This is a genomic window from Aliinostoc maniaoense (assembly GCF_058172895.1).
This window is the reverse complement of the sequence record NZ_CP187952.1, coordinates 6,212,994-6,233,129: the sequence shown is the minus strand read 5'-3', so window position 1 is coordinate 6,233,129 and position 20,136 is coordinate 6,212,994. Positions and strand designations below refer to the sequence as shown.

Sequence of the window (20,136 nt, the reverse complement as noted above, 5' to 3'; positions counted from 1 at the left end):
ATATATTATTACTACGAGTCGTCATCCTCAAATAATTTCTGTTGCCTAAGATTTCTATGGATAATTGCTCTTGCGGAGCAGGATTTATCGCGTCTTTACATGACTTGTTTAGACTTATTAAAGTGTATTGGAACATATCAACTCTCTACAAACATTGGGAATTTCAAAAAACCTAATTACGAATTACGCCTGATGTGAATTAGGAAAACCATCTATCCAATCAATAGTAGGGGCGGGTTAACAAACATCATTCATGATTAACTTTTGATCTCGGTGAACCCGCCCCTACAAATATCTAGGTATTCGCAAGATTTAAAATGACATTAGACGTGAATTACAAACATGACTTATGCAAGTCTCACAATCGATGGTTGGTGCGCGACACTATCAGTCTAATGACTACGTTCAAATACTTTCAGAGCCTCACACAATAGCAATAAAGCGGGAGGAAAATCCACACCGCTTTTTGCCTCCCCTACATGAAAAATCTACCGCCAGGGAAACCAAGAAAACAAACTCTCCCACCAAGAACTGCTGAGATTACCCACACTCAACTGCATTTTGCGCCGAATATCTTGGATGTTCCAGTTAGTGAGTTTGGCGAGGGTTTGGGCTTCTTGTTCAAAACGTTTGGGTAAAGAGCGTCTGTATTGTTTACCAGCTTGACATTTTACTTCCCCAGTGAAAGGATGTTGTAAAACATATCGCCCTTGGAAAGATTCCCGGTTAGAAGTGTCTTGAAATATCAAGTCTTCGGGGAACTTGTCACGGGTATAGCGGACGTGCAAACGAGAGATAAAAACGTTACTAGTAGGAAAGCGACCGCGAAATTGCGGGGGTCTAGGTGCGGTGCTGGGGGAGTCACTATCTAACCAAAACACACCAGCTTGCTTGAGTTCATCCTGTGTTAACGGTTCAGCCGCACAGGGATCGCAATTACTCATATCCCAGGCATATTCTAAAAAGGCGACTCTTTTACCTTCCTTGGTGTAAGCAGTTTGAAATGTAGATTTGTAAAAATCGCCAAACTCCTCTTTGATAAATATGGGAATGTTGACATTAGAGGGAACTTTCACAGTCCGGTAGTTGGTAATTTCAGCTTGTCCCTTGGGTGAGAGGACATAGACAATTAAATCTTGCTCAGTTGTAGCGTTAATCATCCCCAAGCGAATCGGTAACATAAACTTGGGTGATTGGTAAGAGATTTGTAGAGGACGCAGAAACTCGTAACCAGATTTTTCAAATTTATCAAGGTTGATTTTGGCAACAAAAAACTTCATTAAGGAGCGGATATAGGGTTTAAGTAAACGTCTTGCACCTCTAGGGATTTTATAACCATTACGGTTGAGCCAAGTTTCTAAACCACCAGACTCCTTAGCACTCAAAACCACAATATCGTATTCACCCACATTAAAACGCGCTTCCACAGTTACACCCAAACTGCGATCGCCTCTTGCACTTTGTGCTTCATTCACTACAGCTGAAGGTGCTGCTAAAAATACATTCCCTCTGCGTGCATAGGGAGTGCAGGGATCTTCATCAAAATATTCTACTAGACGCGGTGCGCTAAAAGCGTCCAATCGTTCAATAATCTTGGGGTTAGCAACACGCACCTGCTCTTTTTGGATGACCGTAGGTACAGGGACAACCATTGCAAAATCTTTGACTTGTCCTTGGTAATCATTAGCCATCGTCAAAACAGTGCGATCGCCATCTCTAGCAATCACCACCTGAGAAGCTTTGTTATATAGTTTAGTATCAGCTTTCGCTACATAAAACCCGCAAAAAGCCCAAGCTGTAGGTGCAAAGCACAATACAGACATGATTATTGATAACAACGGAATAATCAATCGGAATTGCTGCATTTTATACCTCATATGTAAAGTAATGAGTAATGAGTAATGAGTAGTGAGTAATGAGTATGGAGTGGACACATTGTCTACCTTGTCTACCTTGTCTCCCTTGTCTTCCCCTGCCCCTACACCCCTAAACCCCTACACCCCCACACCCCCACACCCCTACACCCCTACACCCTTACTCCTCACTGCCTCTAACCAATCAAAACGCGGGGCTGCACAGATCACATCAAATAAGATGGTTAACGGTGCAAACATAAACAATGCCCAAAAAACGGCTGTGGGAATAAAGAAATAATTTCGCAGTACAAAAGTAACAATGGCAATGCACACTGCCCAAATCACACGCCCAAACCTGGCGTTAGGAATTGACCGAGGATCTGTCACCATAAACAAAGCAAACAGTAACAAAGATCCACTCATTAACCGATGCCAGTAAACATCCCAAGTCCAGCCCAACCAAAGATTACGCATGGCTTCTAATAGGGAGTAAGCAGCCAAAAAAGCGGCTGTAGTGTCCCAACGACCAATTCGTTGCAAAATCATCCCTCCAGCCCCAGCAAATAACAGCGCATACCACCAATCTTCACCCCACTGCCCTGGAGAAACCCAAGCATCAGCAGTGAAAACCAAGGCAACAATGATGCCAAAATTAGCTGGATTAAAGAAATGTTTGTGGTTAACTTGCAAACAAAACTTACTAGCGATCGCACTAGCTGCCGCCAAAGCCATCGTTGTCCAATGATCAGCCCGTAACAAGAGGCTAAGTCCCAAAGCAGTAATCAAAGCACTGCGGATATTTAGATGATTCGAGACTGGAGACTGGGGATTGGGATACAAAGAATCTTCCTCCCCCTGCTCCCTGCCCCCTGCCCCCTGCCTCATTACCGATGACAAAAAGCACTGTGTTAAAAGACAAGTGGCGATCGCTACTGCAATGAATTGTGGTCGCAGAGTCCAATCCCTTGTTCCAATACCCAAAACTAGGAACAAGCCGAGAAATAGAATTTGATAATCCCGTATATCTTTGAGCAACATTAACTCTTTATTCAGGGATTCCCCGTATAATTTTTCTCAATTTAAACGAGTTCAACCGCAAAATATGTTACCGTTACAGATTTTGTAACAAAAAAACCCTCAAACCTCCGCGCCCCTCCGCGTTAACCTCCGCGCTCCTCTGCGTTTCAAAATCAAACCTTCCCCAACCTTAACTAATCCATTAGACAGACTAATAGAGCCAAGATATCGCCTCGTTAGTCAGAGGACATTTCATCTTCAACTTCTTAAAATCGAACCACAATAGAAAAATCAAATTACGAATTACGAATTACGAACTACGAATTACCCCAGCCATGCTATTCAAAGACCGCACAGCCGCAGGCCAAGTTTTAGCCAGTAAGTTAACAGATTATGTTAACTGCCCAGATGTGCTGGTTTTAGCCCTACCTAGAGGTGGCGTTCCCGTCGCCTTTGAAATTGCTCAAGCTTTAAATGCTCCCTTGGATGTGGTAGTAGTACGCAAACTTGGTTTACCCGATAATCCAGAACTAGCTATGGGAGCATTAGCCTCCGGTGGTGTCCGCATCATCAACCAACAAATTGTCAATGAAATCAACATTCCCGATGAAGTCATTGCTAGAGTTGCAGCCCAAGAACAACGGGAACTAGAAAGACGGGAAAATATGTATCGGGACGATGAGCCTTTTCCCGAATTAACAGGACGTAAAGTTATCTTAGTTGACGACGGTTTAGCCACTGGTGCAACCATGTCGGCGGCTGTAATTGCTGTCAGACACAAGAATCCCCAAGAAATTGTTATAGCCGTCCCCGTTGCTGCACCGGAGACATACCAACAATTACAGCCCAAAGTAGACAAAATGGTCTGTATCGCCACACCCAGCCAATTTTACAGCGTTGGTATGTGGTATGAAGACTTTCCGCAAACTTCCGATGCTCAAGTCCACGAATTGCTCAAAAAATCCCGTCATTTAGTCAACAGTCAATAGTCAATAAGTATTGGCGTAAAATCTCTCCCCCACACCCCTATACCCCTATACCCCTATACCCCTATACCCCTATACCCCTCTATACCCCTACACCCCTACACCCCCACACCCCTATACCCCCACACCCCTAATTAATATGCAAGTACCACTAGAAATTACCTATCGTAACTTAGAAAAAACAGCTGCGATCGATAACCTCATTAAAGAAAAAGTTGCAAAATTAGAGCATATTTGCAGTTATATCAATAGCTGCCATATCGCTGTAGAAAAAATACACGATCGCCCCCGTAGTGGTTCGCCCTATCGTGTCAGAATTGATATTACCGTACCACCAGGGCATGAACTCGTAGCACATAGCAATCCTGGTCAAAGTATCCAGTATGATCCTTTAGATGCCGTGATTAGAGATGCCTTTGATGCAGCCCGTCAGCAATTAGTCAAACTGACTCAAATTCAACAACAAAGCGATCGCGCCCAAAACCAAGAAGCTGCCGCCGAAATCACAGGACTAGTCACCAAACTATTCCGAGATCAAGGATACGGCTTTATCAAAAATCTAGATGGCCAAGAAATTTACTTCCACCGTAACAGCGTTCTCCATCACGACTTTGAACGCCTAGAAATTGGTACAGGTGTCCATTGTGCCATAGAAGAAGGCGAAGAAGGACTACAAGCCAGCACAGTCAAAATTGTAGATAAACCAGGTGTTCGTGCTGGTAAATCCAATCAAACCCTCATTGAACCCCCTTTAGACTGGAGAACTTAAATCAGTTATCAGTTATCAATCATGATTGAATAAATTAATTATGAATAACGAATTTAAACAAACTTCATCTCAACTTTTAGCCGCGATGCTCTCTAATCCTCACATTTATCCCCAAGTCAGTGATGAGGGAGGTTACGGTAAAATGGAACAGCAATTAATTTTAACAGCTGTAGAGATGGCAGAAATTCTCATTCAGCACATTGAAAATGCTCATCCATCAACTCAAAAAGAACTAGAGCAAAAAAATTGATAGGAAAATAGGATTCATATTTGATTTTTGCAAAAGTAAATACCTAGATATTTGTAGGGGCGGGTTAACAAACATTATTAATGATTAACTCTTGATCTTCGTGAACCCGCCCCTACCGAGTTTGATACGCACACCGCATAGGCTATTTACTAGATAGAAGTTTTTGCTAATTCACATTAGGCGTAAATGATATTTTTGAATCCGCCCCTAATACCTACCTCTGTGCATAACCTTGAATATTTTCCGGCTCAAATTGACGCAGTACACGAGTAGCTTCGCGGATTATCCCCTCATTACCATTAATAATAATTAAATATTTACCAGCGTTTAATCGGTTGCGGTAAGACAACGCATCACCACTACCAACTGTTAAACCAACTAATCTACCTACCACCCAAGCACCCAATCCACCAGATACAGCCCCTAACAAACCTGCAATAAAATGATTACCAAATGGTGTAACTTGCGGTAAGATATCGATGTTTGTTAACAAATTAAAAGCATAGCCAGCAATAAAACCAAAGGGTATAAGCCAATAAAAAAGCCGTTTTACCTGTTGACGTGCCGGTGTTTCAGGATTAATCAGACCAAATTCATCAGCACTTTCATAACCCTCACCTAAAATATTAACTTGTGATTTGGATAATCCTTGTTGTTCGAGAGCAGAGTAGGCAGCTTCTGCTGTTGTTTTTTCAGGTAAGACTGCAACAAGATAATTCATACTATTTTTAATTTGTGATGATCAAATTCGTTATGCAGTTAGCAACTGTGTAATATCAATGATTTCAAAATCAAATAAAATTTTAAAACCCAAACACATCAGTTTGAAATTTTGCATTTGTTGCTGAATGAATTTTGCAAAATTGGTGTAAAACAATTATGAATAGGTTTTTATATACTTCATTTACTCTAATATCAAACCTGACTTTTTATGTTATGTGGAAAAGCTAACGTCAAACCTAACCCCCTTCTCTACAAGGTAAGGGGGAATTTGTAGAGACGTTTCATGAAAAGTCTCTACATTAGTAGGGGAGAGGTACTCTAGCGAGTTCGCTCTTAGCGTTCTCGTAGAGTAGCCGCTCCGCGTCTTGGGAGAGGGGTTTTCCAGATACCATCAAAAGTGAGAATATCAAACAGGAAATTATTGTTGATACACCGCTACGTAACTTTCACATATCTATTGTTATGAAATAAATTGGCAATCTCTCAAGCTTGCAGATAATTGCCATAATATCCCACAGTGGTTGTTATACTAATTCCTAATACCACTGCTACTAAGCAAGATAACGATTATATTTTGCGTTTACTTCTAACTAAAGAGAGAAATTAAACACAACTATTCTGACTTTTTGTGCCATTCTCCATTATCACCCTTTTCGTAGTCACGTTTGACTGCACTCCAAGCAACTCGAAAAGCGCGTTCTTCTTCATTGTATTCTTCTTCAGCACTATTAAAAGCTGCTCGAAAAATTTCTTGGGCGTGTTGAGGTAAGTGTTGTTTGACAGAGTTTGGTAAATCTTCAATTTTCTGATAAGGCATCAATTAAACCCCTTTACTGTACTAGTAAAGAGAGTCATGCTACTTTTCGTGGTTAGTGATCAACTAATTAAAGATTTTATCGCGCCTTGATAGTGTTTTCTAGTCTGCTAAGGTACAAATTTATTTGCATCCTTCTGCGTTCATCGTGTTTAATGATTCACTCAGTAAGTTTCAGAGCAAAAATATGAAAAATTTGGTATGCGTCAGTGTGAAAAATGTTAACTATACCAAGAAATTATTCATACTGACGCACCCACGTAACTGATTGACTAATAACTAATCAGCATTGAGAATTTTTGGCACTTTAAAGAAGTCGCCTTCCTGTTCCGGCGCACTATTGAGGATTGTTTCTCTGTCAGGATATGGTTGTAATTCATCCTCTCTAGTCACATTACTAACATCAATAGCCCTTGCTGTTGGAGGTACATTACTAACATCTAACTCACTCAACTGCTCAACATAATCCAGAATACTGCCTAACTGAGTAGTAAATTGTTCCTCTTCTTCTGGAGTCAATTCTAAACGAGCGAGTAGGGCAACTTTATGAACTTGTTCTTGATCAATCATGGTTAATTTCAGCGTCAATAGTTATTAGCTAACAGTCGAAAGTTAATTATTTTTACTCTGCACTTGAGATTAGATACTTCCAGAGCAAAAAATATCCAAAATGTAGGGTGCGTCAGTATGAATAACTTCTGGGTATAGTTCTGACTTTTCACGCTATGTGGAAAAGTTAACGTGAAACCTAACCCCCAACCCCTTCCCTACAAGGGAAGGGGAGCAAGAATCAAAGTAGAGACGTTGCATGCAACGTCTCTACAGTTGCAGGCTACCGTGTACACACATCTTTGTGCTGAGTGCAAAATGTGACTTGATCCCCCCTAGCCCCCCTTAAAAAAGGGGGAACAAGAATCAAAGTCCACGCCACTTGCTACAAGTCGGCAGAGCCGCCCAACGCAGTGGCTCCCCTTTTTAAGGGGGATTTAGGGGGATCAGATGACTTGTGTGTACACCATAGACAGTTGCAGGGGAGAGGTACTCTAACAAGAAGAGCTTCGCTCTATGGAGAGGGGTTTTCCAGATACCCTAAAAAGTTAGGTTATAGTTAGTTTTTCTGAAACTGACGCACCCTACTAACCCCTAAAAGAATACGTCAATTTGCATTCTGCCAGTGGTTTTGAGCCAGTTTTGAGCTTCAATGTAGTTATTGGGGGCCATGCGAATGGCTCTAATCCAATAGTCTGCGGCTTGGTCAAACAGTGCTTCGCCAGCGTCGTTATCTCCAGCTTCCTTCGCTTTTTCGCCTTTGTAGTGATAAATTACCGCAATATTATTTAAAGCTTGGGGTAAGCGAGGATTAAGTTCAATAGCTTGGTGATAGAGTTCTAAAGCTTTGTCATGGTCGCCATTGCTGGCATAGATCAAACCCATATTGTAGAGAATAAAACCGCGATCGCTAGGATCTTCCTCTAGGGTGAGAGCTTCTTCATAGTATTCTAGTGCTTCAGCATACTCACCTTCTGCCTGGGCGGACATCCCATCTCGATAATACACAAATGCTTCTTTAGCTCTTTTGTTAGCTGGCAGTATCTTCAGGATAATATCTGCCATGACAGTAAAAGATTTATCAATAAAGTTATCGTTTTTTTGCGTTCTTGGCATATTTGCCTCTGATTGAGTATTGGGTATTGGGTATTGGGTACAAGTAATTTTTTGCTAGTCCCTAGTTTTCAGTTCTTTCAGATGCTCAATAGTTAATTTAACTGATTTGGGTGATGATTCTGCTCGTCGATGGGGATGATACATTCTCGGCTGTTGTTTTTTGGACTATTGACAAGTTTGCTTACAGGGTAAGCAGTCATGGCTGCGGCTGGATAGGGAGATAATAGGGATTGTAGTGGTTCAGGTGTCTGTAGTTCTGGATCTAGCCATAAATCATAATCTTTAGGGTCAAGAATCACTGGCATACGATCATGGATCGATTGCAATAACTCATTGGCTGCCGTTGTCAAAATTGTACAAGAGATAATTTCTTCTTGAGTGGGTGCAGTCCATTTTTCCCATAACCCTGCAAAAGCAAAGGGTTTTCCGCCTCGGAGACGAAAGTAAAATGGCTGTTTTGTGCCTTGTTGTTTTTGCCATTCATAAAAGCCATCAGCCGCGACTAAACAGCGTCGATGCTTGAAGGCGGAACGAAACGATGGTTTCTGAGCTACAGTCTCCGCTCTGGCGTTAATTAACTTTGCCCCCATGCTAGAATCTTTAGCCCATGAGGGAATTAAACCCCAACGCAACTGCTGCAATTGACGTTTGTTATTTGTAGGACTAGACAAGACGGCTGCAACCATTTGCGTAGGTGCTATGTTATATTGCGGCACTAAATGGGGAACTTCTTGTATTTGGAAAAAATCAGCTAAGGCCTGTTCTGACTGGGTTAAAGTAAATCTTCCACACATAATTTAGTTTTAAGTATTGCATCAAATTAAACATATTGAGAGCAAATTTAAAGAATATTGTTTTTATTTATTCAGATAATTAATAATCTGATAAATAAAGGCATCAAAATCACAAAACATCCTGTTTGTTAGCAATAATTTGGTAAGGTATTGTATTTTAGAGCCTAAATTTGTCACCTATTATCCATCATATTTTCTACATGGAAACATTGCGTTTGTACGATTTTTTACTTTCAGGTAACGGCTATAAGATACGTCTTTTACTAACACAAATGGGTATGCCATTTGAGAGAGTAGAGGTGAATATTTTAAAGGGAGAAAGCCGTACATCAGACTTTTTAAGTAAAAATCCTAACGGCAAAATACCAGTCTTAGAAATTTCTCCAGGAAAATATTTAGCAGAATCGAATGCTATATTATTATACCTGAGCGAAAATACAGAATTTTTACCTTACGATCGCTATTTAAAAGCCCAGGTAATGCAATGGTTATTTTTTGAGCAATACAGTCATGAACCGTATATTGCCACATCAAGATTTTGGATGTCTATTTTAGGGAAAGGACAAGAATATCGCACCGCCCTAGAAGAAAAGCGTGAGCCAGGCTACGCAGCCCTCAAAGTAATGGAAAATCATTTAAGCCAGCATCGCTTTTTTGTCGATGAGCGTTACACAATTGCTGATATCGCTTTATTTGCTTATACTCATGTTGCTGACGAAGGCGGGTTTGATTTAACACAATTTACTGCAATTCAAGCTTGGCTAGAACGAGTTAAAGCCCAACCAGGATATATCAGTATCACCCATGAACCTCAACTCTGCTTTGATTGGTAAATTGAGAATGGGGCATGGGGGAGGTAGCCGTGTGGGCGGGTTTCCCGACTTGAGCGGACTGCCGTCATTGGGCATTGGGCATTGGTAGTAATAAATAAAACTAATGAGATGATTATTCATCAATCTCAATCAATTTTTGTCGTGAAGATAAACCAGACTTAATTCTGATTTGAGATTTTGGCAGATCAAACTTGTCGGCTAGCAGTTTGATTAATTCCTCATTAGCTTTGCCGTCTACTGGTGGAGATTTTAAGTGTACAGTGAGGCTACCATCAGATTCTTCTATAATTTTTTGCTTTTTGGAGTTGGGTTTAACTTTCACCTTCTTTTGCATAACTTAATGTTGTTTAATTTTTGAGCCAAAACCAATCTAGAGGGTATCTGTGAAAAGCTCTTGAACAGGGGAGGCAGTCCGAAGACAAAAAATGTTTAGAGACGTTAAAATTAACGTCTCTAAACTTAACTTTAATTAAAGTAGACCTTGCAACCTTTGTACTAACTGGGGTGCTTGCAGAACACCTTCTATTCGGTCAACTGGTTGACCTTGTTTAAACAACATCAGTGTCGGTAGAGCTTCAATTCTGTACTGAGTTGCTAATTCTTCGTATTTTTCCGTGTCAATTTTGACAATTCGCAAACGGTTTTGTAATTGAGCATTAACTTGCTCTAAAATTGGCCCCATCATCTGACAAGGGCCACACCATTCAGCGTAAAAATCTACTAAAACAGGCACATCAGAATCAGACAGCATCTCGTCAAAACTGTTGAATTGTTTTTTAGTAGCCATGTGACACACACCAATTTTTTATTGATTAAATTCAATCTTAATGTCTGCTTTCCCAGAACGGTGTAACATTATTTTGTTTTTATTGTTGCGAAATGAATTAGCAACTGGGGTCTTCCAATAAAATGAAGGGAGCAGGGAGCAGGGGGAGACAAAAAAAAATTATAAAAATAAATTCGTTAGTTGATTCTCTGCAAGTCTCTTGGGAAAGCAATTTTTACTATCAAATGGCTTTTTGGATTTGCGATTTTAAATTACTGATCAGATGTAGGTACAAATCACCATAAAATCATTAGCGCGGTAATTGAAATTTTAAGGAATCGTTCATTCATGGCTATTGTAACTGAAAATTTAAAAGGGCAAGTAGCAGTTGTTACGGGTGCTTCACGAGGAATTGGCCGGGCGATCGCACTAGAATTAGCGGCTTATGGTGCAACTGTGGTAGTCAACTATGCTAGCTCTAGTGGTGCTGCTGATCAGGTGGTAGCAGAAATTACTAGTAATGGAGGAGAGGCGATCGCACTCCAAGCCGACGTTTCTCAAGCTGATCAGGTCGATGCCCTCATCAATGCTGTCATGGATAAGTTCAAACGCATTGATATCTTAGTCAATAATGCCGGGATCACCCGTGATACTCTACTTTTGCGGATGAAGCCAGAAGATTGGCAAGCAGTAATAGACCTGAATTTAACAGGCGTGTTTTTATGTACTCGTGCCGCCAGTAAAATCATGCTCAAGCAGCGTTCTGGCCGAATTATTAGCATTACCTCTGTGGCTGGACAAATGGGCAATCCAGGTCAGGCAAACTACAGCGCAGCTAAAGCAGGTGTGATTGGCTTTACAAAAACCGTCGCCAAAGAACTCGCATCCCGTGGGATTACCGTTAACGCCGTTGCGCCAGGTTTCATTGCCACAGACATGACTAGCGACCTCAAAGCCGATGAAATTTTGAAATTTATCCCCCTAGGTCGCTACGGTCAACCAGAAGACATTGCTGGGATGGTGCGCTTCCTCGCCGCCGACCCCGCCGCCGCTTACATTACCGGACAAGTGTTTAACGTTGATGGTGGAATGGTGATGTAATTCGTAATGGGCTGCGCCCCGCTACGCTAACGTAATTCGTAATTACAAATTTAATTACGAATTACTTAGGGACTTCCAGAAAATAAATTATCCAATTTCCGAGAAAGAATATTTTGATTTTTCCCCCTGCTCCCTGCTCCCTGCCCCCTGCCCTCCTGCTTACCACAGCGATTGTATATTTTTTTAGTTGGAAGTCCCTTAATTAGTGCGGATTCTTTGCCAGACGGTAAAAGTGAGCAGGATAATGATGCTGCTACAGGTGGTAATAATTACAGCCAAGCTCATGCCTTGGACTCTCATGGCTAACAAGTTACACAATAGGGTAATTGACCAGAGAGTAAGTGCAGCACGGCGTTGGGAAAATCCCCAGGCGAGTAAACGGTGATGTAGGTGGTCTTTACCGGGGGTACTCATCGGGTTTTTGCCTGCTAATAACCGCCGGACAAATACTTGTGTAGTGTCTAACACTGGCAACAACAGGAATAAAACTGAAGGTACGAGGGCATATATAGTATTGCGTTGTAGATTACCTAAAATACTGGTAGCTGCCAACACATAACCAAAAAAGTATGCTCCCGCATCACCCATGATGATCCTTGACGGGTGGAAGTTATGCCGTAAAAACCCTAACGCTGCACCACCCAAGGCAGCTAAAACTAGGGTGGATGCTGCACGGTTGGGAAATTGGGCGCAAACTCCTAGTAAACTCATGGCGGTAATGAAACTAATCCCACCTGCTAACCCATCCATCCCATCCATCAAGTTAACAGCGTTGGTAATCCCAACAATCCACAGCACTGTGAGCAACATTGACAAAATCCAGTCTATAGGCGTACCTAAAGTCACATCAACGCTAATGCCGTTAGCAAAAAGCAATAATGCCGTGATAATTTGCGCCCACAAGCGTACAGAGGGGGGTAATCCGAACTGATCGTCTATAAACCCGACCAAGACTAGAATTGAACCTCCCAGTAAAATAGTCAATACTTGAGCTAATACGTTCTGGAGTTCAATCGGTCGTAATAGGCTAGCTAATACCAGTGCGGCAATTACGCCTGCATAAATAGCTAAACCTCCTGCATTTGGCAAAGGTTCTCGGTTGAGTCTTCTGGCGTTGGGTTGGTCAGCCCAACCCACCCGCAAAGCAAATGTGCGTATTGTGGGAATTAAACGCCACGTTACTAACCAAGCCAAGATAAATGTAAAAACTACTGCCAACCAGCCGGAGCCGCTAGGGTTAGCAATACCAATAGCCCTAAGGGAGTTCTCTAAGTTCAGAATCATCTCCCGATTTAACCATCACTGCCAGTATCCTACATGAGCATCAAGTGTATATTACTCAATTTTTTTTGATTTTCAGACGTGATTTAGGACGTTCAAGTACTTAGCACTCTGAGCCAGTGAGTGCTAAATTGTGTAATGGAAACGCTAGAGAAAGGGAACATGGCAAAAATTATTTCGTTTGATGAAGATTCACGGCGCGCTTTGGAACGGGGTGTAAATGCCCTGGCTGATGCGGTAAAAATTACTTTGGGGCCAAAAGGTCGCAACGTACTTTTAGAAAAAAAATTTGGTATTCCCCAAATTGTCAATGACGGGATCACTGTTGCCAAAGAAATTGAGTTAGAAGATCCTTTAGAAAATACTGGTGCTAGGCTGATTCAAGAGGTAGCATCTAAAACCAAGGATGTAGCTGGTGATGGTACAACCACAGCCACCGTTTTAGTACAAGCCTTGATTAAAGAAGGTTTGAAGAACGTTGCTGCTGGTAGCAATCCTGTAAGCTTGAAGCGCGGTATCGATAAAACTATTGAGGCATTGGTAGCAGAAATTGCTAGCGTTGCCAAACCAGTAGAAGGAAGTGCGATCGCGCAAGTTGCCACTGTCTCAGCAGGTAACGACGAAGAAGTCGGTCAAATGATCGCCGAAGCAATGGAAAAAGTCACCAAAGATGGTGTCATTACCGTTGAAGAATCAAAATCTCTCACCACCGAACTAGAAGTAGTGGAAGGGATGCAGATTGATAGAGGTTACATTTCCCCCTACTTCGTCACCAACAACGACCGGATGACGGTAGAGTTTGAAAACGCCCGCATCCTGATTACCGACAAAAAAATCAACAGCATCCAAGACTTAGTACCTGTACTCGAAAAAGTTGCCCGTTTAGGTCAACCCCTGCTGATTATTGCTGAAGATGTAGAAGGAGATGCCTTAGCAACTTTAGTTGTCAACAAAGCACGGGGTGTATTAGCTGTAGCAGCAATTAAAGCTCCCGGCTTTGGTGAACGCCGCAAAGCACTGTTGCAAGATATTGCTATCCTCACTGATGGCCAAATGATTTCCGAAGAAATCGGCCTCAGCTTAGACACCGCAACTTTGGAAATGTTGGGTACTGCCCGTAAAATCACCATCGACAAAGAAAATACCACCATTGTTGCTGGTAGTTCTGCCAAACCAGAAGTACAAAAACGCATCGGTCAAATTCGTAAACAGTTGGAAGAAACTGATTCCGAATACGATAAAGAAAAACTCCAAGAACGCATTGCTAAACTCGCTGGCGGTGTAGCAGTGATTAAAGTCGGTGCAGCCACCGAAACCGAACTCAAAGACCGCAAGTTACGCATTGAAGACGCACTCAACGCGACCAAAGCGGCTGTAGAAGAAGGTATCGTTCCTGGCGGTGGTACAACCTTAATTCACTTGTCCACCAAGGTAGACGAAATTAAGAACGGCCTGGACGAAGAAGAAAAAATTGGGGCTGACATTATCAAACGTGCCTTAGAAGCACCCTTACGCCAAATCGCTGATAACGCTGGCGCAGAAGGTTCTGTCATCGTTTCCAAAGTCAGAGACAGCGCATTTAACATGGGTTACAACGCCGCTACTGGTGAATTTGAAGACTTGATTGCAGCCGGAATTATTGACCCTGCTAAAGTAGTGCGTTCCGCATTGCAAAATGCTGCATCTATTGCTGGTATGGTGTTAACTACCGAGGCGATCGTGGTAGAAAAACCAGAGAAGAAACCTGCAATGCCTGCTGATGCCGGTATGGGCGGCATGGGCGGCATGGGCGGCATGGGCGGTATGGGCGGCATGGGCGGCATGGGTATGTTCTAATATCGCGCATGGGGCATAGGGCATGGGAAACTACCCGATGATGGCAGTTGCTACAACTTTGGAAACCAAAGCAATGCACTGCCTCCCCAATGCCCAATTTGCAATTTGCAACGCTGCCGAATGATGCGCCGGGATCTCCTGCCAAAATTAATAAAAAAGTTTCTCCCTACTAGTTGCGTCAGGCTTATGCTGCCCACGCTGAAAAAGCGGGTGCAGATATTTGGATGGGTACAAAAAACCTTGGATCATGCAAATGTCGCAACTACCAGCCTATATTTACATTACCGCCCAGACAATAGCAGTTCTCTTTATATTCCCATACTGTAAATAATTCGTTTAAGGTTTCGCATTCATTAGGTACGAACTAGGAAATAAAACTTACTCTGGTAGAGGGTTTAGAACGTTGTAGATTATTTATGATGTCGAGTTGATTAACTATGATGACATTATCTATAACCAGATTCTACTGATCAAGAGTGTCCGCCGAGTTATGTGCAGAATGGAACGAATTGTAAAATTTTGTAAAGATAATTTCAAAAACTTTAGTTTCACCCTATAACTGGCAGATGCGATCACGCCACACAGCAACTTAATTACATAATTATCTTTGCGCGGTCGGAGGTATTTTAAATTTTTCACTTTTTGTTCACCGAGGGATGACAGTTATCATCATAAAGATATTAGAATTTAATTCAAGGTAATTCCCTATTAGGGACTGAAACTCTGAGCATTATTACTTATGCCTAATGTACTCTTAAAGAACGGTCAAACTGTCCAGGTTGCATTAGAAGACCTGGAACAGTTTATAGCTGAGAACAAAGACAACATAGTTGTTCAGCACGTCAAAAGACGCGGGAAACTCAGGAAAAAAGGATCTGAGTCAGAAAATGTTGCAGTTTAGCAGTAAATAGTAACTGTGACATTATAGTCTTCAGCTTGCCATTCTTCGTTCTCTAGCATTTGTTGGCTTTCAGCATAAAATACGTTACATCTTATAAAACACCTATATTCAGTTTTGGGGTCATCTTTTGGGTGAGATATATACTCAACCTCTTTGCCAAGCTCTACATACGCCCAAAGCGCACTTTGACCTCGGACTCGCCCGTCAACCCATCCATCAGTTTCAGCCTCAGAGAAGTCTTCACGCGAAACTTTAAGTCTTAAAGCCATATTTTTTTCCTTAAATAAGAAATACACATAAGCTTGGAGATTTGAGTGATTTCATGTGCTAGAAAACAATTAGATGTACTTTTTGAGAGCGTGTTTACTTTTGGGTCTAAACACAAATAAATGGGAGTTTCCCAAGATTTATTCTGAAAAGATGCTATTTCTTGGGTCATTGTTTTAGTATCTGATTGGCTTTTAATTTCATTTAAAAACGGTTATTAAATTCAAGATTAATTTCAAATTGCTTGCACCATAAACTCCTGTTTTAAAATTGTAATAAGCTGTTTTTTATATTATTCAATTTCAACATTGTTGATATTCTATCACATACTAATTAAGTGATTTATTTTAAAAATGCTAGTAACAATAAATTTGTAAAAATAGTGTATTTTCCCATAAAAGCCTACTATGTAAACATTTCATATATTTCAGATAATATAAGAATACCTGAAAATGATAGAGATTATAAAATTTAAAAAAGGAATAATTGATTTTTAGACAGTTAATATAATTGTGTCAACACTGGAAAACTATACTCAAGAATATATGTTGGGAAAATAAAAAATACAGTAAAGTCACTTTATTGAAAACCTAAACAGTTTAGTTTAAAATTTGTGTTAGCTAGGTTCTATGCCTCCTTAGCCGATTAGCCTTGACCTTTCTTTCTCAATCCAGTCAATTGTGACGTTGGCGCGGATGATTTGCACTAAGTCACGGGCAATCGGATCGCGTTTTCTGTCGGTATACACACCAAACACGACATTGGCGTGAAAGTTATGACTGTAAAGCATTGAACGACAAATTAGCCAAAAGTGCGATCGCGCTCGTCGGCAGGAAAAAGGTTTATGACGACATCTCCCTAAATGCAGCGAATGTAAGGCATTCAAGATTCGATTAACCCACAACAGCGCGATCACTCTTGCCAGATTGATTTACTATGTTTAGATAAATACCCAATATTTGTAACAAAGTTTTTATTCACGTAGCTAATCTTTCAATTAAAGATAAAAGTCTTCTGTCACGTCCAGCGTTTTTAGATGTTGATGAGAGGTGGCTAGGTGCAATTTCTAAGAGGTCGTCTTGTTCGCGTGTAAACCACTCTTTTATAAATTTTTTTACATCTTCAGAGGCTTGCTGTATTTCCTCTTCTAATGAAGGACAACCATCTAGCAGTAATATAATGTCTTCTAAGTCATGACTATAATAATAATTGCCGTTACCTCGTCCCAGAAATGCTTCAATCTTTGATGCTAAGAGATAAGGCACTGGAAATATATCTATTTCTTGTCCGCTTGGAAGTTTATGGATAATTGAATTTTTAACACCAGGTTCATACCAAGAATTAGAAAAGCCAAGTGCAGAGGAATTAGTTGGCATAATATCTATTATTAAGTTTTGATAACGCCAACGACATATCACTCTGCTTTCTATATCCTCTTCAAGCCCAATCTTGCGAAGTTCTTTAGAAAATTGATGATACTCGGCAGTAGATGTGATTTCAACAACACAATCAACATCATTAGTAGAACGTACATCACCAGAAGAAAGTTCATCAAGATAAAGCGAGATTGTTGCACCCCCTACAAAAACTATTTGTTTCTGTACATCTGCAAGTAAATTTGCAGCTTTTTCCAGCATTTGAACCGACTCATTCATTTTTGAATCAATCTCTGCTCAAGCTCTTGACTTGCAATATTCTGTTCACGCACACGACCTACTCGAATTGCATCAACTAAACTAAGCAATTCATGTAATTTTGGGTCATTTTTTACTGCGGCTGGAACAGATTTATATAAAGGGTTAATACTTAGCCCTTTAACAGTACCCTCAGGATCGCTCCAGACATAAGCACCATAGGCATCATTAGGATCAACACTAATTAAGTTTTTCAAAGGCTCGGCAGAATGTCCTGTGGGTATACCTCGACTTAAAGTACCGGGTTTTTCAGGGAACACATACTTAATCCCATGTATGAGAAATTCCAGTAAAGACCGTTTTTTGACTTTTCTAGAAGAACCATCATATAAATCGCTAGACTCAGACCGTTTTAAAGCAGCATGAACCTCAGATTGACTCATACGTAAACTGTGAGCTAGTTCACTGTAAGTCCATTCAGAATTTTGCAAGCTATGTACCTTAAGCAGAACAACAACGTCTTGAGGCTTCAACATAGTATTATCTTTCAACGCTATTGATAAACAAATGGTACAATAATATTCTATATTCGCAAATCGCAAATCGCAAATTTTGAAAACCGTTTTTAAAAATGGGTATTCGCCGAGTACGCTTCTCAGTAAAATAGGTTACTACCTATACGCACAAATTTTGCGTCGCGCATCTCAGATCAATACCTTTTAGGTTCGCTTTGATATATTTTCACAGGCCAGTCATTGCTGATGCTGATGTTGCTGATCATTATTGGCATACTTGTCACGGGTGATAGCCCATATGTCGAGTTATGTTAATATGACAACATTTGACAAATTATACAAAGAAATATTAAGTAATCCCCTAAGACTCAGCTTGATATATTTCCATGATTAAGGAGAGGTAATGGTAATACATAGTCAAAGTATTCATGAAATTACTATTAAAAAACTTAAAAACATTTCTCAGGTAAGTATTAACTTAGAAGGTTCGCCATTGATATCATTAATGGGAGTAAACGGTTGTGGAAAATCCACTATTTTATATGCTTTATGTTGTGTCTATAAACCGATAAAGGAAGAAGATGAGAACTACAAATTTTCCAGATTCTTTCCACCACATAATCACTTTAACTGGACGGGTTCATATCTATCTATCGATTATAGCTATAGTGATGATAGCCATAATTACTCTCATGTAAGAAAAGATTATCAAAAAAAAGATAGATGGGTAATTTATGCAAGGAGACCTGAAAGATATGTTAAATTTGTTGAGATTAAAACTTGTGTTCCAGTAATTGAATCTGAAAATAAAGGACAAAAAATTCAGTATACAACAGAAACACAATCAAATAGATTAGACATATTAATTCGTCAAAAAGCAGGTTACATTCTCAATAAAAATTATGATAGTTTACACGTACATACATATGAAAATAAAACTATTATTGGAGTTAAAGTTGGAGCTACACAATATTCAGCATTAACAATGGGAGCAGGAGAACAAAGAGTATTTACAATACTTGATGCTGTTTTTAGAACGCCCTATAACTCTAGTTTAATTTTAATAGATGAAATAGATTTATTATTGCATCCACAAGCTCTTAAAAACTTAATTACAGTTATTTATGAACGTGCTATCGAAAAGCATCATCAAATAATATTTACTTCTCACAACACTGAATTATTTGAATTAAAAGATAAAGTTGAATTAAGACATATTCATCAAACTGAAAAACATACAGTTTGTATGGCTAATACAACTCCAGATATTACTCGCCGTATGACTGGTAAACAGATAAAATCAATTGAAATATATGTTGAAGATAACCTTGCACAAGCAATTGTTAGCCAAATTTGTAGACTATGTGGAATTTCTAAAGATGTAGTAATTTATAAATATGGTGCTGCTACAAATGTATTTACTATCTCTGGAGGGCTAGCCCTTTCTCGTCAATCAATCGATAATGCTTTATTTGTATTAGACGGAGATGTCTTTGTTACTGAAAAAGAAAAGAAACAGCAAATCGAAAGAGTTATAACAGGTCATGGCTCAGAAATAGATAATTTGCGAGATATATTATTAACGCATTTAACGCAGTTTAATTTACCAAAAAATGCAAAACCTGAAAATTTTATTTTCAATTGTATTCGCAATATTCAAAAACAAATGGATTCTGAAAATGAAGAAATTATAACTTTAGTTTCTGATATAGTTAATGCTGGAGATCACCATAATTTAGTAAAAGTTTTAGTTGAACAGATGGGATGTTCTGAAGAAATAGGATTAAATAGTATAATTAGAGTTTTTTCTCAATCACCTGAATGGTCAACCTTTTCTGAACCAGTACAAGTTTGGTTAACGAATAAAAAGCTCGAATTATATGGTTGATTTATATAAGGGCATTCAATTAGGGGCAAGGGCATTTTTTCTTATAGATAAACGTTTATGATGTAATGCAAAAAATCCCAAAAATTAAATTATAGCCAATGTGGAGAAGCTTTATTGCTCCACATTGGCTGTCAAATATCTTGATATATAAGACTTTGACCATCCTTGGGAAGAAATCAATTACTAGATTTTCTTAGTTTAAGGGTTCAATATTAAAGGCGAATACATCTACTTAAAAGT

The 20,136-nt window shown here is 40.0% G+C and carries 21 protein-coding genes; 7 read left to right on the top strand and 14 right to left on the bottom strand.

Annotated elements, in window-relative coordinates; translation table 11 throughout:
* Positions 1-488 precede the first annotated feature (488 nt).
* Together ACPZ3T_RS27365 and ACPZ3T_RS27360 are read right to left on the bottom strand one after the other, a co-directional pair.
* Positions 489-1,865 carry a DUF2330 domain-containing protein gene (locus tag ACPZ3T_RS27365; RefSeq protein WP_490272573.1) on the bottom strand — a complete coding sequence of 459 codons (1,377 nt, stop codon included), beginning with the start codon at positions 1,863-1,865 and terminating at the stop codon, positions 489-491.
* 153 nt (positions 1,866-2,018) lie between these two features.
* Positions 2,019-2,894 carry an RnfABCDGE type electron transport complex subunit D gene (locus tag ACPZ3T_RS27360; protein WP_490272572.1) on the bottom strand — a complete coding sequence of 292 codons (876 nt, stop codon included), beginning with the start codon at positions 2,892-2,894 and terminating at the stop codon, positions 2,019-2,021.
* A 314-nt stretch (positions 2,895-3,208) separates the two neighbouring features.
* On the opposite strand from ACPZ3T_RS27360, the gene ACPZ3T_RS27355 reads away from it, so the two are divergent.
* From ACPZ3T_RS27355 to ACPZ3T_RS27345, 3 genes are all read left to right on the top strand, one after another.
* Positions 3,209-3,862, top strand: coding sequence for a phosphoribosyltransferase (locus ACPZ3T_RS27355; protein WP_490272571.1), 654 nt, complete (start codon positions 3,209-3,211; stop codon positions 3,860-3,862).
* A gap of 136 nt (positions 3,863-3,998) precedes the next feature.
* Positions 3,999-4,628 carry an HPF/RaiA family ribosome-associated protein gene (locus ACPZ3T_RS27350; protein ID WP_490272570.1) on the top strand — a complete coding sequence of 210 codons (630 nt, stop codon included), beginning with the start codon at positions 3,999-4,001 and terminating at the stop codon, positions 4,626-4,628.
* Between the two features lie 40 nt (positions 4,629-4,668).
* On the top strand, positions 4,669-4,878 hold the full coding sequence (locus ACPZ3T_RS27345) for a hypothetical protein (RefSeq protein WP_490272569.1): 210 nt from the start codon (positions 4,669-4,671) through the stop codon (positions 4,876-4,878).
* A gap of 214 nt (positions 4,879-5,092) precedes the next feature.
* Here ACPZ3T_RS27345 and ACPZ3T_RS27340 read toward each other — a convergent pair whose 3' ends face one another.
* From ACPZ3T_RS27340 to ACPZ3T_RS27320, 5 genes are all read right to left on the bottom strand, one after another.
* Positions 5,093-5,599 (bottom strand): hypothetical protein, encoded by a 507-nt coding sequence (locus ACPZ3T_RS27340; RefSeq protein WP_490272568.1) that lies wholly within the window; start codon positions 5,597-5,599, stop codon positions 5,093-5,095.
* Between the two features lie 615 nt (positions 5,600-6,214).
* Positions 6,215-6,418, bottom strand: a complete 204-nt coding sequence (locus ACPZ3T_RS27335; RefSeq protein WP_490272567.1) for a ChaB family protein — start codon at positions 6,416-6,418, stop codon at positions 6,215-6,217.
* 276 nt (positions 6,419-6,694) lie between these two features.
* On the bottom strand, positions 6,695-6,985 hold the full coding sequence (gene gatC, locus ACPZ3T_RS27330) for an Asp-tRNA(Asn)/Glu-tRNA(Gln) amidotransferase subunit GatC (RefSeq protein ID WP_490272566.1): 291 nt from the start codon (positions 6,983-6,985) through the stop codon (positions 6,695-6,697).
* Between the two features lie 573 nt (positions 6,986-7,558).
* A complete protein-coding gene (locus ACPZ3T_RS27325) occupies positions 7,559-8,080 on the bottom strand; it encodes a photosystem I assembly protein Ycf3 (protein WP_490272565.1) in 522 nt (173 codons plus the stop codon).
* A 92-nt stretch (positions 8,081-8,172) separates the two neighbouring features.
* Positions 8,173-8,874: an SOS response-associated peptidase gene (locus ACPZ3T_RS27320; RefSeq protein WP_490272564.1), complete on the bottom strand. Its 702-nt coding sequence runs from the start codon at positions 8,872-8,874 to the stop codon at positions 8,173-8,175.
* Between the two features lie 200 nt (positions 8,875-9,074).
* Between ACPZ3T_RS27320 and ACPZ3T_RS27315 the strand changes: the two genes are divergently transcribed.
* Positions 9,075-9,707: a glutathione S-transferase family protein gene (locus ACPZ3T_RS27315; protein ID WP_490277388.1), complete on the top strand. Its 633-nt coding sequence runs from the start codon at positions 9,075-9,077 to the stop codon at positions 9,705-9,707.
* 112 nt (positions 9,708-9,819) lie between these two features.
* On the opposite strand, the gene ACPZ3T_RS27310 is transcribed toward ACPZ3T_RS27315, so the two are convergent.
* Positions 9,820-10,041: a DUF167 domain-containing protein gene (locus ACPZ3T_RS27310; protein WP_490272563.1), complete on the bottom strand. Its 222-nt coding sequence runs from the start codon at positions 10,039-10,041 to the stop codon at positions 9,820-9,822.
* A gap of 135 nt (positions 10,042-10,176) precedes the next feature.
* Positions 10,177-10,494 (bottom strand): thioredoxin, encoded by a 318-nt coding sequence (trxA, locus tag ACPZ3T_RS27305; RefSeq protein ID WP_490272562.1) that lies wholly within the window; start codon positions 10,492-10,494, stop codon positions 10,177-10,179.
* A 327-nt stretch (positions 10,495-10,821) separates the two neighbouring features.
* Here trxA and fabG point away from each other — a divergent pair, with 327 nt between their 5' ends.
* The gene (gene fabG / locus ACPZ3T_RS27300) at positions 10,822-11,574 is read left to right on the top strand and encodes a 3-oxoacyl-[acyl-carrier-protein] reductase (RefSeq protein ID WP_490272561.1); all 753 of its coding nucleotides are present in this window, start codon (positions 10,822-10,824) and stop codon (positions 11,572-11,574) included.
* Positions 11,575-11,772: 198 nt separating this feature from the next.
* Here fabG and ACPZ3T_RS27295 read toward each other — a convergent pair whose 3' ends face one another.
* Complete coding sequence (locus ACPZ3T_RS27295) at positions 11,773-12,852, bottom strand: MraY family glycosyltransferase (protein ID WP_490277387.1); 1,080 nt, start codon at positions 12,850-12,852, stop codon at positions 11,773-11,775.
* Positions 12,853-13,017: 165 nt separating this feature from the next.
* Between ACPZ3T_RS27295 and groL the strand changes: the two genes are divergently transcribed.
* The gene (gene groL, locus ACPZ3T_RS27290) at positions 13,018-14,691 is read left to right on the top strand and encodes a chaperonin GroEL (protein WP_490272560.1); all 1,674 of its coding nucleotides are present in this window, start codon (positions 13,018-13,020) and stop codon (positions 14,689-14,691) included.
* A gap of 897 nt (positions 14,692-15,588) precedes the next feature.
* On the opposite strand, the gene ACPZ3T_RS27285 is transcribed toward groL, so the two are convergent.
* From ACPZ3T_RS27285 to ACPZ3T_RS27270, 4 genes are all read right to left on the bottom strand, one after another.
* The gene (locus tag ACPZ3T_RS27285) at positions 15,589-15,861 is read right to left on the bottom strand and encodes a hypothetical protein (RefSeq protein ID WP_490272559.1); all 273 of its coding nucleotides are present in this window, start codon (positions 15,859-15,861) and stop codon (positions 15,589-15,591) included.
* A 635-nt stretch (positions 15,862-16,496) separates the two neighbouring features.
* Positions 16,497-16,745 carry a hypothetical protein gene (locus ACPZ3T_RS27280; protein WP_490272558.1) on the bottom strand — a complete coding sequence of 83 codons (249 nt, stop codon included), beginning with the start codon at positions 16,743-16,745 and terminating at the stop codon, positions 16,497-16,499.
* A gap of 91 nt (positions 16,746-16,836) precedes the next feature.
* Positions 16,837-17,514 carry a hypothetical protein gene (locus tag ACPZ3T_RS27275; RefSeq protein WP_490272557.1) on the bottom strand — a complete coding sequence of 226 codons (678 nt, stop codon included), beginning with the start codon at positions 17,512-17,514 and terminating at the stop codon, positions 16,837-16,839.
* Positions 17,511-18,029: a hypothetical protein gene (locus ACPZ3T_RS27270; RefSeq protein WP_490272556.1), complete on the bottom strand. Its 519-nt coding sequence runs from the start codon at positions 18,027-18,029 to the stop codon at positions 17,511-17,513. The genes ACPZ3T_RS27275 and ACPZ3T_RS27270 overlap by 4 nt, the downstream gene beginning before the upstream one ends.
* A gap of 382 nt (positions 18,030-18,411) precedes the next feature.
* On the opposite strand from ACPZ3T_RS27270, the gene ACPZ3T_RS27265 reads away from it, so the two are divergent.
* A complete protein-coding gene (locus ACPZ3T_RS27265) occupies positions 18,412-19,896 on the top strand; it encodes an AAA family ATPase (protein ID WP_490272555.1) in 1,485 nt (494 codons plus the stop codon).
* The last annotated feature ends 240 nt before the right edge of the window (positions 19,897-20,136 follow it).